The 13,772-nt window shown below is 60.4% G+C and carries 10 protein-coding genes; 1 reads left to right on the top strand and 9 read right to left on the bottom strand.

Translation table 11 applies throughout. The features are described from left to right. Positions 1-16: 16 nt before the first annotated feature. Together efeU and putP are read right to left on the bottom strand one after the other, a co-directional pair. Entirely contained in the window at positions 17-862 is an 846-nt protein-coding gene (gene efeU / locus ACJ8HN_RS03560; RefSeq protein WP_060425870.1) for an iron uptake transporter permease EfeU, read from the bottom strand. Between the two features lie 237 nt (positions 863-1,099). Then, positions 1,100-2,584: a sodium/proline symporter PutP gene (gene putP / locus ACJ8HN_RS03555; protein WP_060425873.1), complete on the bottom strand. Its 1,485-nt coding sequence runs from the start codon at positions 2,582-2,584 to the stop codon at positions 1,100-1,102. Positions 2,585-3,155: 571 nt separating this feature from the next. Here putP and putA point away from each other — a divergent pair. Beyond that, positions 3,156-7,127 carry a trifunctional transcriptional regulator/proline dehydrogenase/L-glutamate gamma-semialdehyde dehydrogenase gene (gene putA, locus ACJ8HN_RS03550; protein ID WP_442523090.1) on the top strand — a complete coding sequence of 1,324 codons (3,972 nt, stop codon included), beginning with the start codon at positions 3,156-3,158 and terminating at the stop codon, positions 7,125-7,127. 316 nt (positions 7,128-7,443) lie between these two features. Here the strand turns inward: putA and tcyN are convergent, their stop codons facing one another. From tcyN to ACJ8HN_RS03515, 7 genes are all read right to left on the bottom strand, one after another. Then, complete coding sequence (tcyN, locus tag ACJ8HN_RS03545; RefSeq protein ID WP_033647754.1) at positions 7,444-8,196, bottom strand: L-cystine ABC transporter ATP-binding protein TcyN; 753 nt, start codon at positions 8,194-8,196, stop codon at positions 7,444-7,446. A 3-nt stretch (positions 8,197-8,199) separates the two neighbouring features. After that, positions 8,200-8,862, bottom strand: a complete 663-nt coding sequence (tcyL, locus tag ACJ8HN_RS03540) for a cystine ABC transporter permease (protein WP_033634963.1) — start codon at positions 8,860-8,862, stop codon at positions 8,200-8,202. Next, positions 8,862-9,662: a cystine ABC transporter substrate-binding protein gene (tcyJ, locus tag ACJ8HN_RS03535; protein ID WP_103772290.1), complete on the bottom strand. Its 801-nt coding sequence runs from the start codon at positions 9,660-9,662 to the stop codon at positions 8,862-8,864. The genes tcyL and tcyJ overlap by 1 nt, the downstream gene beginning before the upstream one ends. Before the next feature lie 115 nt (positions 9,663-9,777). Further along, on the bottom strand, positions 9,778-10,770 hold the full coding sequence (locus tag ACJ8HN_RS03530) for a D-cysteine desulfhydrase (RefSeq protein ID WP_025303239.1): 993 nt from the start codon (positions 10,768-10,770) through the stop codon (positions 9,778-9,780). A 123-nt stretch (positions 10,771-10,893) separates the two neighbouring features. Next, positions 10,894-11,403, bottom strand: coding sequence for a flagella biosynthesis regulatory protein FliZ (fliZ, locus tag ACJ8HN_RS03525; RefSeq protein ID WP_033647756.1), 510 nt, complete (start codon positions 11,401-11,403; stop codon positions 10,894-10,896). A 55-nt stretch (positions 11,404-11,458) separates the two neighbouring features. Then, positions 11,459-12,181 (bottom strand): RNA polymerase sigma factor FliA, encoded by a 723-nt coding sequence (locus ACJ8HN_RS03520; RefSeq protein ID WP_004934752.1) that lies wholly within the window; start codon positions 12,179-12,181, stop codon positions 11,459-11,461. 182 nt (positions 12,182-12,363) lie between these two features. Beyond that, positions 12,364-13,599 (bottom strand): flagellin FliC, encoded by a 1,236-nt coding sequence (locus tag ACJ8HN_RS03515; RefSeq protein WP_033653649.1) that lies wholly within the window; start codon positions 13,597-13,599, stop codon positions 12,364-12,366. Positions 13,600-13,772 lie beyond the last annotated feature (173 nt).

Raw genomic sequence — 13,772 nt, 5'->3', positions numbered from 1 at the left:
GATTCCCTATTAAACATTAATGATTGATTTTACGTTGCGCCGGGGCCGCTGCCGGCTCCGCGCGCTGCGGCAGGAAAAAGAAAATCAGCGCCGGGATCAGATACAGGAAGTAGACCGCCACTTCGCTGACCGTCGGCGCTTCCTGATAACCGAGAATGCCTTCCAGCAGGGTGCCGAACAGCGAATGGGTCGACAGGGTGCTGCTGAAATCGAAGGCGATGTCTTGGAAGTGGTTCCACAGACCGGCCTCATGGAAGGCGCGGATCGCCCCCGCGGCCAGCCCGGCGGCGACGAACAGAATGAACAGGCTGGTCCATTTGAAGAATTTGGCTAGGTGCAGCTTCACCCCGCCCCAGTAAATCATCATGCCCAGCACGATGGCGGCCGCCAGGCCGAGCACCGCGCCGATCGGCGCCGCGGCGCCCACGTCTTGCTGGAAAGCCGCCAGCAGGAAGAACACCGACTCCAGCCCTTCGCGCGCCACGGCGAAGAACACCATCGCCACCAGCGCCCAACCCTGCCCTTTGCCGGCGCTGAGCGCCTGATCGATCGCCCCTTCCAGATGCGCCTTGACCGACTTGGACACTTTGCGCATCCAGAACACCATATAGGTGAGGATCAGTACCGCCACCACCGCGACGATGCCTTCGAACAGCTCCTGCTGCTTCTGCGGGAACTCGCCGGTGGTTTCATTGATGAAGATGCCGAGCGCCAGACACAGCGCCGCGGCGACAATCACGCCGACCCACACCGCGCCCAGCCATTGGCTGCGCTGCGTGCGTTTCAGGTAGCTGGCGATCAGGCTGACGATCAGCGCGGCCTCCAGCCCTTCACGGAACATGATAAGAAAGGGAACGAACATAAATAATCACCCCTGAAAAGACCGCGGCGGCAGAGAAAGCTGGCTCGACATGCGCTGCGCAACTCTGTAAAGAAACGTAAAATGCAACGAGAGTGATTATCATTCTGCCAAGAAGAAATACAAGAGGCGCCAGCGTGATTTTTTCTAATCAAATGTCACCAGGTGTTGGATGACGGCGATCGGCAGGCGAAAAAAAGGGCGCGTTACGCGCCCCTTGCTGACTGACATCGAACGGCGTTATACCGTTTTATACTCGGCTTCCGCCTGATCGAAACGCTCGGTCATGGTGGCGGATGGCCGGCGGCCCATCAGGCTCACTACCACGATAGCGAGGCAGCCCAGAATAAAGCCCGGGATGATTTCATACAGGCCCAGCCATTCGTACTGTTTCCAGACGATAACCGTCACCGCGCCGACCAGCATGCCGGCCAGCGCGCCGTTGCGGGTCATGCGCGACCACATCACCGAAATCAGCACGACCGGGCCGAAGGCGGCGCCGAAACCTGCCCAGGCGTAGCTCACCAGGCCCAGCACGCGGTTCTCCGGGTTGGCCGCCAGCGCGATGGCGATCAACGCCACCACCAGCACCATCACGCGGCCGACCCACACCAGCTCACGCTGGCTGGCGCCTTTGCGCAGGAACGCCTTATACAGGTCTTCGGTGATCGCGCTGGAGCACACCAGCAGCTGGCAGCTCAGCGTACTCATGACCGCCGCCAGGATCGCCGACAGCAGCACGCCCGCCACCCATGGGTTGAACAGCAGCATCGCCAGCTCGATGAACACGCGTTCGCCGTTCTGCGACACGTTGCCGGCTTGATCCGGGTTATTGGCGAAGTAAGCGATGCCGAAGAAACCGACGGCGATGGTGCCGGCGAGGCACAGGATCATCCAGGTCATGCTGATGCGGCGCGCGCTGCGGATGGTGCGGTGAGAATCCGCCGCCATGAAACGCGCCAGGATGTGCGGCTGGCCGAAGTAGCCCAGGCCCCAACCCAGCAGCGACAGGATGGCGACGAAGTTCAGCCCCTTCAGCATGTCGAGGTTGGCCGGGTTCTGCGCCTGGATCACCAGCATCGAGGTATCGATGCCGCCGACGGCGAAAATCACGATCACCGGCGTCAGGATCAGCGCGAAAATCATCAGGCTGGCCTGCACGGTGTCGGTCCAGCTCACCGCCAGGAAACCGCCGATAAAGGTATACAGGATGGTCGCTGCGGCGCCGGCCCACAGGGCGGTTTCGTAGCTCATGCCGAAGGTGCTTTCGAACAGGCGCGCGCCGGCCACGATGCCGGAGGCGCAGTAAATGGTGAAGAACACCAGGATGACGATGGCCGAGATCACCCGCAGCAGCTTGCTGTTGTCTTCAAAGCGGCTGGTGAAATAGTCCGGCAGCGTCAGGGCGTTGTTGTTGGCTTCAGTATGCACGCGCAGCCTTCCTGCCACCAGCTTCCAGTTCAGGTAAGCGCCGATGGTCAGGCCGATGGCGATCCAGCTTTCGGAGATGCCGGAGAGGAAGATGGCGCCCGGCAGGCCCATCAGCAGCCAGCCGCTCATGTCGGAAGCGCCGGCGGACAGCGCGGTCACCACGCTGCCCAAACTGCGGCCGCCAAGAATATAGTCATCAAAGTTATTGGTTGCCCGGTAGGCAAGCAGGCCGATCAGCACCATCCCGAAAATGTACACCAGGAAGGTCACCAGCATAGGTGTGCTCATTGTCATTTAATTCTCCACTTTCATTATTATTCGCGTTTCGCTCCGGCCACGCCGGCGCCGGTAAACCCACGCGCAATGCATTTCACTGGCCGCCGCGCCGGAACGTGGCGCAGCCTGCGAGCGAGTGCAGGTAAAATAGTTTCTGCCCGTAATTGTTGACCGTCGGCTATCCTAGATGAGCCTTTCATCAACCAACAAGATATTTAACAACAAAGTTACACAAAGTTTACCCTGCGTCACATTTACCGGGCTCAAAGGTTGCACTCACGACAAGTAAAATGAGTTGCACCCGGTCATTACCCTTATATACCGCAAGGTAAAACGCCTGCGGCCGCATAAACCCCGCCGCGTTCGCTCAATAACGCAACATTCATGCCAACTGCCGATGTTAAAAAATCGATGAAACTCACACTTCGCTCATCAGCCTGATTTAACAAGGTTGCACAAAGTTGCAACATGCAGGATATTGTCTGCATTCTTAACCCCACACATCTCACGAACCTATCCCAACAGGCTTTCCGGCCTGCTGTTTGTCTAGCCTGATGGGATAGGTTCTAAACACAGGAGTTGGATTGGCATGGGCACTACCACAATGGGCGTGAAACTCGACGAGGCAACACGCGACCGGATCAAGAGCGCCGCGCAGCGCATCGATCGCACGCCGCACTGGCTCATCAAGCAGGCCATCTTTAATTACCTCGAGCGTCTCGAGAGCGGTACCGATATTCCTGAAATTCCAGCGCTGGCCGCTGCGGGCCAGCCTGAAGCGGACGACATTATGCCGCAAGCGCAGGAAGAGTCACACCAGCCATTCCTCGATTTCGCCGAACAAATTCTGCCGCAGTCGGTCACCCGCGCCGCCATCACCGCCGCCTATCGTCGCCCGGAGACCGAAGCGGTGCCGATGTTGCTCGAACAGGCGCGATTACCCGCCGATCTTGCACAGGCAACTCACAAAATGGCCTATGGCATCGCCGAGAAGTTGCGTAACCAAAAAAGTGCAAACGGCCGCGCCGGCATGGTGCAAGGCCTGCTGCAAGAGTTCTCCCTCTCCTCGCAGGAAGGCGTGGCGCTGATGTGCCTGGCGGAAGCGCTGCTGCGCATTCCGGACAAACCGACCCGCGATGCCCTGATCCGCGACAAGATCAGCAACGGCAACTGGCACTCGCACCTCGGGCGCAGCCCGTCGCTGTTCGTCAACGCCGCTACCTGGGGCCTGCTGTTCACCGGCAAACTGGTGTCCACGCATAACGAAGCCAATCTGTCCCGTTCGCTGAACCGCATTATCGGCAAGAGCGGCGAACCGCTGATCCGCAAAGGCGTGGACATGGCGATGCGCCTGATGGGCGAACAGTTCGTGACCGGCGAAACCATCGCCGAAGCGCTGGCCAACGCGCGCAAGCTCGAAGATAAAGGCTTCCGCTACTCCTACGACATGCTGGGCGAAGCCGCCCTGACCGAGGCCGACGCCCAGGCCTACCTGGTTTCCTACCAGCAGGCGATCCACGCCATCGGCAAAGCCTCCAACGGCCGCGGCATCTATGAAGGCCCCGGCATCTCCATCAAGCTGTCCGCCCTGCACCCGCGCTACAGCCGCGCGCAGTACGAACGCGTCATGGAAGAGCTCTACCCGCGCCTGCTGTCGCTGACCCTGCAGGCACGCCAGTACGATATCGGCATCAACATCGACGCCGAAGAGGCCGACCGCCTGGAGATCTCGCTCGATCTGCTGGAGAAGCTGTGCTTCGAACCGCAGCTGGCCGGCTGGAACGGCATCGGCTTCGTGATTCAGGCCTACCAAAAACGTTGTCCGTTCGCCATCGACGCGGTGATCGACATGGCGCAACGCAGCCGCCGTCGCCTGATGATCCGTCTGGTGAAGGGCGCCTACTGGGACAGCGAAATCAAACGCGCCCAGATGGACGGCCTGGAAGGCTACCCGGTCTACACCCGCAAGGTCTATACCGACATTTCCTACCTGGCCTGCGCCCGCAAGCTGCTGTCGGTGCCGAACCTCATCTATCCGCAGTTCGCCACCCACAACGCCCATACCCTGAGCGCCATCTATCACCTGGCCGGCAACAACTACTACCCTGGCCAGTATGAGTTCCAGTGCCTGCACGGCATGGGTGAACCGCTGTACGAACAGGTGGTGGGTAAAGTGGCCGACGGCAAACTGAACCGCCCTTGCCGCATCTATGCGCCGGTCGGCACCCATGAAACGCTGCTGGCTTACCTGGTGCGCCGCCTGTTGGAAAACGGCGCCAACACCTCGTTCGTCAACCGCATCGCCGACGCCACCCTGCCGCTCGACGAACTGGTGGCCGATCCGGTCAGCGCCGTGGAAGCGCTGGCGGCCAGCGAAGGCCAGATTGGCCTGCCGCACCCGCGCATTCCGCTGCCGCGCGAGCTGTACGGCGAGAAGCGCACCAACTCCAGCGGCCTGGATCTGTCCAACGAACAGCGTCTGGCTTCGCTCTCCAGCGCCCTACTCACCAGCGCCAGCCATCCGTGGCGCGCGGAGCCTATCATCGATGCCGAATTGGATCAGGGCGTGGAACAGCCGGTGATCAACCCGGCCGAGCCGGGCGATGTGGTCGGCTACGTGCGTGAAGCCACCGAAAGCGAAGTCAGCCGTGCGCTCGACGCCGCCGCGGCCGCCGGCCCAATCTGGTTCGCTACGCCGCCGACGGAGCGCGCCGCGATCCTCGAACGCGCCGCCGAGCTGATGGAAAGCCAGCTGCAAAGCCTGCTGGGCATTCTGGTGCGCGAAGCCGGTAAAACCTTCAACAACGCCATCGCCGAAGTGCGCGAAGCGGTCGACTTCCTGCACTACTACGCCGGCCAGGTGCGCGACGATTTCGCCAACGACAGCCACCGCCCGCTGGGCCCGGTGGTCTGCATCAGCCCGTGGAACTTCCCGCTGGCGATCTTCACCGGCCAAATCGCCGCCGCGCTGGCGGCCGGCAACAGCGTGCTGGCCAAACCGGCCGAGCAAACGCCGCTGGTGGCCGCGCAGGCGGTGCGTATTCTGCTGGAAGCCGGCATTCCGCAAGGCGTGCTGCAGCTGCTGCCGGGTCAGGGTGAAACCGTCGGCTCAACGCTGGTCAACGACGCCCGCGTACGCGGCGTGATGTTTACCGGCTCCACCGACGTCGCCGGCATTCTGCAGCGCAGCATCGCCGGTCGTCTGGATCCGCAGGGCCGCCCGACGCCACTGATCGCCGAAACCGGCGGCCTGAATGCCATGATCGTCGACTCTTCCGCCCTGACCGAGCAGGTGGTGACCGACGTGGTGGCCTCCGCCTTCGACAGCGCCGGCCAGCGCTGTTCCGCGCTGCGTATCCTGTGCATTCAGGAAGACGTGGCCGAGCACACGCTGCAAATGCTGCGCGGCGCGATGGCCGAATGCCGCATGGGCAACCCGGAGCGCCTGTCCACCGACGTGGGCCCAGTGATCGACGCCGACGCCAAAACCGGCATCGAACGCCACATCCAGGCGATGCGCGCCAAAGGCCGCAAGGTGTACCAGGCCGCCAAAGGCAGCGCGCAGGATGAGAAAGAGTGGGCGCGCGGCACCTTCATCAAGCCGACGCTGATCGAACTCGACAGCTTCGACGAACTGCAAAAAGAGATCTTCGGCCCGGTGCTGCACGTGGTGCGCTTCCAGCGCAACAATCTGGACGCGCTGGTCGATCAGATCAACGCCGCCGGTTATGGCCTGACGCTGGGCATTCACACCCGCATCGATGAAACCATCGCCCGGGTGACCGAACGCGCCAAGGTCGGCAACCTGTACGTCAACCGTAACATGGTTGGCGCGGTGGTCGGCGTGCAGCCGTTCGGCGGCGAAGGCCTGTCGGGCACCGGCCCGAAAGCCGGCGGCCCGCTGTACCTGTACCGTCTGCTGGCCAACCGCCCGGACGACGCGCTGCAACGTACGCTGCACCGTCAGGACGAAGAGCGCCCGATGGAAGCCACCGCGCGGCCGCAGCTGCTGGGCGCGCTGCAATCGCTGGAGAAATGGGCGGTCACCAGCCAACAAGGCGAACTGGCGGCACTGGCGCAGCGCTATGCGGAACTGGGCCAGGGCGGCACCGTACGTCCGCTGCCGGGCCCGACCGGCGAGCGCAATACCTATGCCCTGCTGCCGCGTGAACGCGTGCTGTGCCTGGCGGATAACGAAGCCGACGCACTGATCCAGTTGGCCGCCGTGCTGGCGGTCGGCAGCAGCGCGCTGTGGCCGGAAGCGGAACTGCAGCGCAATCTGTTCCGCCGCCTGCCGAACGATGTGCAGGCGCGCATCGCCTTCAGCAAAGACTGGCAGCAGGACAAGGTCGAGTTCGACGCCGCCATCTACCACGGCGATGCCGACCAGCTGCGCACCCTGTGCGAGCAGATCGCGCAGCGCGGCGGCGCCATCGTCTCGGTGCAAGGCTTCGCCCACGGTGAAACCAACATCCTGTTGGAGCGCCTGCTGATCGAACGTTCGTTGAGCGTCAACACCGCCGCCGCCGGCGGTAACGCCAGCCTGATGACCATCGGTTAACGCATCGTCAAGGCGGCCATACATTGCCGCCTGATTGGCTCACCGCTACGCAAACCCTGCACTCGTGCAGGGTTTTTTATTGCCCGCAGCCCGGCCAGCCGTTAGCGTCTTGTTATCCTTGCATGAGGATGTGTCGCCTCATGGGCGATAACAATAGGGTGAGCTTAGAACGGATTAGTTTGCTTGAAAGCCGCAGCAGACCGCTACGATTCGCATTGACTCTCGGGTTCGGCAACATCCGGGATACGACAGCCGCAGCGCGAAACGAATTGTTGAAAGCGGAGTAAATGCGGGCGGGGGAAGCTCCCCCGCCGCCTTATTGATTCCGGAACTTGTCGAGGAATTGCTGAGTGCGCTGGTGCTGCGGGTTGGCGAACAGCGCTTTGGCCGGGCCTTGTTCGACGATGCGGCCGTGATCCATAAAGATAACCCGGTCGGCCACGTCGCGGGCGAAACTCATCTCATGGGTAACGATCACCATGGTGCGTTTCTCTTCCGCCAGTGAGCGCATGGTATTGAGCACTTCCCCTACCAGCTCGGGATCGAGCGCCGATGTCGGCTCATCGAACAAAATCACCTCCGGCTGCATCGCCAGCGCGCGCGCAATAGCCACCCGCTGCTGTTGGCCGCCGGACAGCCGCCGCGGATAAGCCTGCTCCTTGCCGCTCAGCCCCACCTTGGCCAGCAACGCGCGGGCGCGCTGTTCCGCGCTGGCTTTCGCCTCGCCCTTGACGACCACCGGCCCTTCGATGATGTTTTCCAGCACCGAACGATGCGGGAACAGGTTGAAGCTCTGGAACACGAAACCGACCTGCTGACGCAGCGCGCGCACCTGATTTTTCTGTTTGCTCAACGGCTTGCTGCCGTCGATCAGGATGTCGCCGACGCGAATGGTGCCGGAATCCGGCTCCTCCAGCAGGTTGATGCAGCGCAACAAGGTGGTTTTCCCTGAGCCGCTAGGGCCGATGATCGCCACCACTTCACCGGCGTCCACCGCCAGATCGATCCCATGCAGCACCGTCTGACCCTTGAACTGCTTGGTCAATTGCTTAACTTCAATGGCACTCATGCGCTACTCCTGATCCTGGCGATTAACGTGGGCTTCCAGACGGTTTTGCAGTGCGGAAAGCAGGGTCGCCATCACCCAGTAAATCAGCGATGCCGCCAGGTACATGGTGAACACTTCCAGCGTGCGCGAGGTGATCAGCTGCGCCTGACGGAACAGCTCCGGCACCTGAATGGTGGCGGCCAGCGAGGTGTCTTTCACCAGGCCGATGAAGCTGTTGCCCAGCGGCGGCAGAGCGGTGCGCGCCGCCTGCGGCAGGATCACCCGGCGCAGGGTTTGCCAACGGGTCATGCCGATGCTGGCGGCGGCTTCCCACTGCCCTTTGTCGATCGACGAAATCGCCGCGCGCAGCGTTTCCGAGGTGTAGGCGGCGGTATTGAGCGACAGGCCAATCAGCGCCGCCGGGAAAGGATCGAACTCGATGCCGAACTGCGGCAGACCGTAATAGATCATAAACAGCTGGGCGATCAATGGCGTGCCGCGGAACAGCGACACGTAAATGCGCGACAGCCACGCCAGCGGCCAAAGCGGCGAAAGGCGCATCAGCGCCAGCAGAAAACCAAGCAACAGGCCGAACGCCATACCGCCCAGGCTAAGCTGAAGCGTCAGTATTGCGCCCTTCAATAAAAATGGCGCTGAATCCAGCGCCAGTTGAATACTTTCGTGCATTATTTAGTTACGTCCGCGCCAAACCATTTCTCGGAGATCTTCGCCAGCGTGCCATCTTTTTGCATCTCGGCGATCGCCTGGTCAATCGCGGCCAACAGCTCCGGGTTGTTCTTGCGCAGCGCCACGCCGGACTCCTGGCGGGAGAACGCCGGGCCGGCTACCGCCAGCGTATCGCCGGTTTTCTTCACCAGATCCAGCGCCGCCAGGCGATCCACCAGAATGGCGTTGATGCGGCCGACGCGCAAATCCTGATACTTGGTCGGGTCGTCGTCGTAGGTACGCACGTCCACGCCCTGCACATTCTCGCGCAGCCATTGCTCATAGTTGGTGCCCAGGCCAACGCCGACCTTCTTGCCCTTCAGGTCTTCCGGCTTGGTGATGGTGCCTTCGTTGCCTTTTTTCACCAGCGCCTGAATACCGGAAACGGTGTAAGGGGTGGAGAAATCATATTTCTTCTTGCGCTCATCAGAGATGGTCACCTGGTTGATCACCACATCGATGCGTTTTGATTCCAGCGAAGCCAGCATGCCGTCCCACTTGGTCGGGTTCAGCTTGGCCTTCACGCCCAAATGTTCCGCCAGCGCGTTGGCGAAATCCACTTCGAAACCGGTCAATTTGCCGTCTTCACCCTGGAAGCTGAACGGCGGATAGGTGCCTTCCAGACCGACGATCAGCGTGCCGCGCTGTTTCACCTGCTGCAGCAGATTGTCGGCGGCGTAGGCTTGAGTCGCCAAACCGGCGGCCAACGCGACGCCCACCACGCCCAACAGCCATTGACGACGAACTTTCGCAAACATCATAAACACCCCTGTGTGTTATTTATCTTTTTTGATATCAGCACTTTAACAGTGCGACCGCCCGCATAAAGGAATATAACCTTATAAATATAGTTCAAAATGGAATAACAAGCGGTATTTACACCTGCGGATGGTAGGCGAACAGCGCCGGCGCACCGCCGGTGTGAACGAACAGGATAGGCCCTTCGTCGCGGAAACGCCGCTGGGCGATGCCGTCGATCAAACCGGCCATCGCTTTGCCGGTGTATACCGGATCCAGCAACACGCCTTCTTGCTGCGCCAGCAGCTGCACCGCCGCCATGCCCTCTTCGTTCGGCATGCCGTACTGCGGCGCGAAGTAATCGTCCCACAGCGCGATCGGCGCCAGTTCGTCGATATTCAGCGAACAGGCCAGGGCTTTCTGGATCTGCTCCACCTTCGGCAGCTGATCGATCACGGTGCGCGAGACCGTCACGCCGATCAACTCGGTTTCGGGCAGCAGCTGTTGCAGCCCCACCGCCAGCCCGGCATGGGTGCCGGCGCTGCCGGACGCCACCACCACCGAACTGAACGCCACGTTGCTGCGTTGGCTCTGTTCGGCGATTTCCAATGCGCACTGCACGTATCCCAACGCGCCCAGGGCATTGGAGCCGCCCACCGGCACCACGTAAGGCCGGAAGCCCTGCGCCTCGAGGCGCGTCGCCAGTTCCGCCAACTGCTGCTGCGGATCGTGCAGCGCTTCGCACATCACCACCTCGGCGTTGAACAGGCCGAGCAACAGGCGGTTGCCGTTGGTCAGGTAGTTTTCCGCACGGGTATCGATGGGATTTTCCAGCAGCGCGACGCAGTGCAGGCCCAGTTTCGCCGCCACCGCCGCCGTCTGGCGCACGTGGTTGGATTGAATGGCGCCGGCGGTGACCAGCGTATCGGCGCCTTGACGCAGCGCATCTGCGGCCAAAAACTCCAGCTTTCTCAGCTTGTTGCCGCCCATCGCCATAGGGGTGACATCGTCACGTTTGAGGTAAATTTCACGGCCGAGGTAATCGGAGAGACGGGACAGTTTTTCGAGCGGTGTGGCGGTGCCAACCAGATCCAGACGCGGAAATTGCGCCAGTTGTTGTTGCAGGTTCACTACTTCCCCCCAGGGAATCGAATATCGACATCTGATAACCGATAGATTTAGCAGATGTGAACTGAATAATCATCCTTTATCACGGGGGGAGCCGCAGATCCCGGCCAGCGGCCGGGGAAAGTCTCAGTAGCTGCGCTGCCAGGCGAGATACTGATCGTATTTGCGCAGCGCAATGCGGTAGTTGTTGTGCGCCGCGCTAGGCAGATCGTCAATGATGCGCTGATGGCTGGCACAGTTGGCGAATTTGTCCGCCGGGTAATTGCGCGCCACCAGCATTTCATCCAGCCGGCGCAGCCGCACCACGTACTCGCGAATGGTGCTGTGGCTCATCTCGGTCTGTTCGAACAGATATTGCTTGAACGCCATGATGTCGAAATAGCTCGGGTGGCTGTTGCAGGAAATCTCGCTGCAAAAGCGGCACAGTGCGGTCAGCTCATGCTGCACGTTTTGCCAGACCGCATCGTCGATCGGCTGATCCATGCGCGCGATGGCTTCTTTATTGATGATTTTGCCGCGAAACACCAGCGCCATGCGGTCCAACAGCTTACCGCACTGGGAGCAATGCGTCTGGCTGTGCTTGTAATCTTTCAGGTAACGGCTAAGCGGCCGTTTCTTCAACAGTATTCCTGGCATAAGGGGCAGTCCGATTGTCGCATGAGTCATCGAGTTGAGGGGCGGCGGGCCGCCGTCAGGTATCGTTCGCCAGCCGCGCGCGCAGGCGCTTGATCGCCTGACTGTGCAGTTGGCTGACGCGGGATTCCCCGACGTCCAGCACGGCGCCGATCTCCTTGAGATTCAACTCTTCCTGGTAATACAGCGTCAGCACCATTTTTTCGCGCTCCGGCAACGCCTCGATGGCGTCGATCACTCGCTGGCGCAGGCTGCCTTCCAACAGGTGATGCAGCGGGTTGGCCTCTTCATGCCCTTCCAGCATCGGTTCCGCGTTCTCGCCATGCTCCTCGCGCCATTCGTCGTAGGAGAAAAGCTGGCTGTTATTGGTGTCCAACAGAATTTGACGGTACTCATCCAGCGAGATATTCAGCGTCTGCGCCACTTCCGTCTCGCTCGCCGGGCGGCCGTAACGCTGTTCCAGCTGCCGCATCACCTGCGCGACCTCGCGCGCATGGCGCCGCACGCTGCGCGGCACCCAGTCGCGGCTGCGCAGCTCGTCGAGCATCGCGCCGCGAATGCGCTGCACCGCATAGGTGGTAAAGGCGGTTCCCTGTAGGGCGTCATAACGCTCAACGGCGTTCAGTAGCCCGATTCCCCCGGCCTGCAGCAGGTCGTCAAGCTCCACGCTGGCGGGCAACCTGACCTGCAGGCGCAACGCCTCGTGGCGCACTAACGGGACGTAGCGCAGCCAGAGAGAATTTTTGTCCATCACGCCTTCGGCGGTATACAGATCGCTCACTATGTCTTAAACCTGCGGATAAGAGAGTCAGCGCTATTATGCGTAGGGGGCAGAATGCCAATCGGCTGAACAGCCGCACAAAACGGGCTTTATTTGCGCCATGTAATAACCGTGCGGTGCGCGAGCATAAAAAAACCCCGCCGAGGCGGGGTTTCTTTGCGACAGTTAATCGGGAGAGACGATTAACGCAGCAGGGACAGAACGTTCTGAGTAGACTGGTTAGCCTGTGCCAGAACAGAGGTGCCAGCCTGTTGCAGGATGTTGGCGCGGCTCATGTTGGACACTTCGGTCGCGTAGTCGGCATCCTGGATACGGGACTGAGAAGCGGACAGGTTGTTAACGGTGCTGTTCAGGTTGTTGATAACAGAATCGAAACGGTTCTGTACCGCACCCAGGGAAGAACGCAGGGAGTCAACCTGAGACAGCGCTTTGTCCAGGGTCGCCAGCGGGTCGGCAGTTTTTGGCTCGGTGGACTGCTCAGCGCCCTTGGTCACTTTACCGGAAGCGTCTACGGTCGCCTTGAAATATTTGGCATCGGCACCGGTACCTTCCTGGATCACGTAAGATTTACCGCTGTCGTAAGAGCGCAGGTTAGCCGCATCAGGGCCAGTAGGAGCCACTTCTTTCTCAATGCTGGTTACCGCAGTGCCGCCAGTTGGTTTAGTGGCTTCTTTGGTGCCAACAGATTTCAGATCGCCGGTCGCTTTATCGAAAGTTGCTTTGTAGTAGTCACCATCCGTGTTGATAGCGAATACATCGTCACCCACTTTTTCGTAGCCGGTGATGTCTTTAGTATCAGCCTTAACGGTGCCGGTGTTGATAGCCACGCTGGTGCCGGTTTTCACGGTAGCAGGTGCGGTTGCAGCTACTTTGGATTTATCAATGCCATCAGCCACGCTGAACTTTTCCAGACCCAGCGTTTTAGCGTTGATGTCTTTCAGTTCGATATCGATGGTTTCGCCGTCGTTCGCGCCAACCTGGATGGTCAGTTTCTGATCTGAGCTCAGCACTTTCACGCCGTTGAAATCGGTCTGCTCGGAGATGCGGTTGATTTCAGACAGACGCTGAGAGATCTCGTCCTGGATGGACTGCAGGTCGCTGGCAGAGTTGGAACCGTTCTGAGACTGTACGGTCAGACGACGGATGTTCTGCAGGTTGTCGTTAACTTCGTTCAGTGCGCCTTCAGTGGTCTGCGCCAGGGAGATACCGTCGTTGGCGTTGCGAGAAGCCTGAGTCAGGCCTTTGATGTTTGCAGTGAAACGGTTGGAGATAGCCTGACCCGCAGCATCGTCTTTCGCGCTGTTGATACGCAGACCGGAAGACAGACGCTCAATCGCAGTGCCCAGAGAAGACTGAGATTTGTTCAGGTTGTTCTGCGCCATCAGCGACAGGCTGTTAGTGTTGATTACTTGTGCCATTGTTTGCTTTCCTTACGAGTCAGTTGCGTTCTTCGCAACACAGTTAAAAGGTTCGGGCTTGTTTGCCCACGGCGTCAACCACCGTCCCCTCAGGTATCGGCCCTCCCCTAACAACCTTTAGCAATTTTTTAAAATTTTTTGCGCCGCCGGCAATGGCAGAAATAACGCGGTTT

The organism is Serratia sp. CY29653 (assembly GCF_052169255.1).
GTDB lineage: Bacteria > Pseudomonadota > Gammaproteobacteria > Enterobacterales > Enterobacteriaceae > Serratia > Serratia sarumanii.
Note: the sequence above shows the minus strand (reverse complement) of the source record. Positions and strands in the feature narration are given on the sequence as shown.

Coding starts and splice junctions, on each gene's coding strand:
- ACJ8HN_RS03515 (WP_033653649.1), bottom strand. CDS start 13,599: ATGGCACAAGTAATCAACACTAACAGCCTGTCGCTGATGGCGCAGAAC.
- tcyN (WP_033647754.1), bottom strand. CDS start 8,196: ATGAGTGCCATTGAAGTTAAGCAATTGACCAAGCAGTTCAAGGGTCAG.
- putA (WP_442523090.1), top strand. CDS start 3,156: ATGGGCACTACCACAATGGGCGTGAAACTCGACGAGGCAACACGCGAC.
- fliZ (WP_033647756.1), bottom strand. CDS start 11,403: ATGCCAGGAATACTGTTGAAGAAACGGCCGCTTAGCCGTTACCTGAAA.
- efeU (WP_060425870.1), bottom strand. CDS start 862: ATGTTCGTTCCCTTTCTTATCATGTTCCGTGAAGGGCTGGAGGCCGCG.
- tcyJ (WP_103772290.1), bottom strand. CDS start 9,662: ATGATGTTTGCGAAAGTTCGTCGTCAATGGCTGTTGGGCGTGGTGGGC.
- tcyL (WP_033634963.1), bottom strand. CDS start 8,862: ATGCACGAAAGTATTCAACTGGCGCTGGATTCAGCGCCATTTTTATTG.
- putP (WP_060425873.1), bottom strand. CDS start 2,584: ATGACAATGAGCACACCTATGCTGGTGACCTTCCTGGTGTACATTTTC.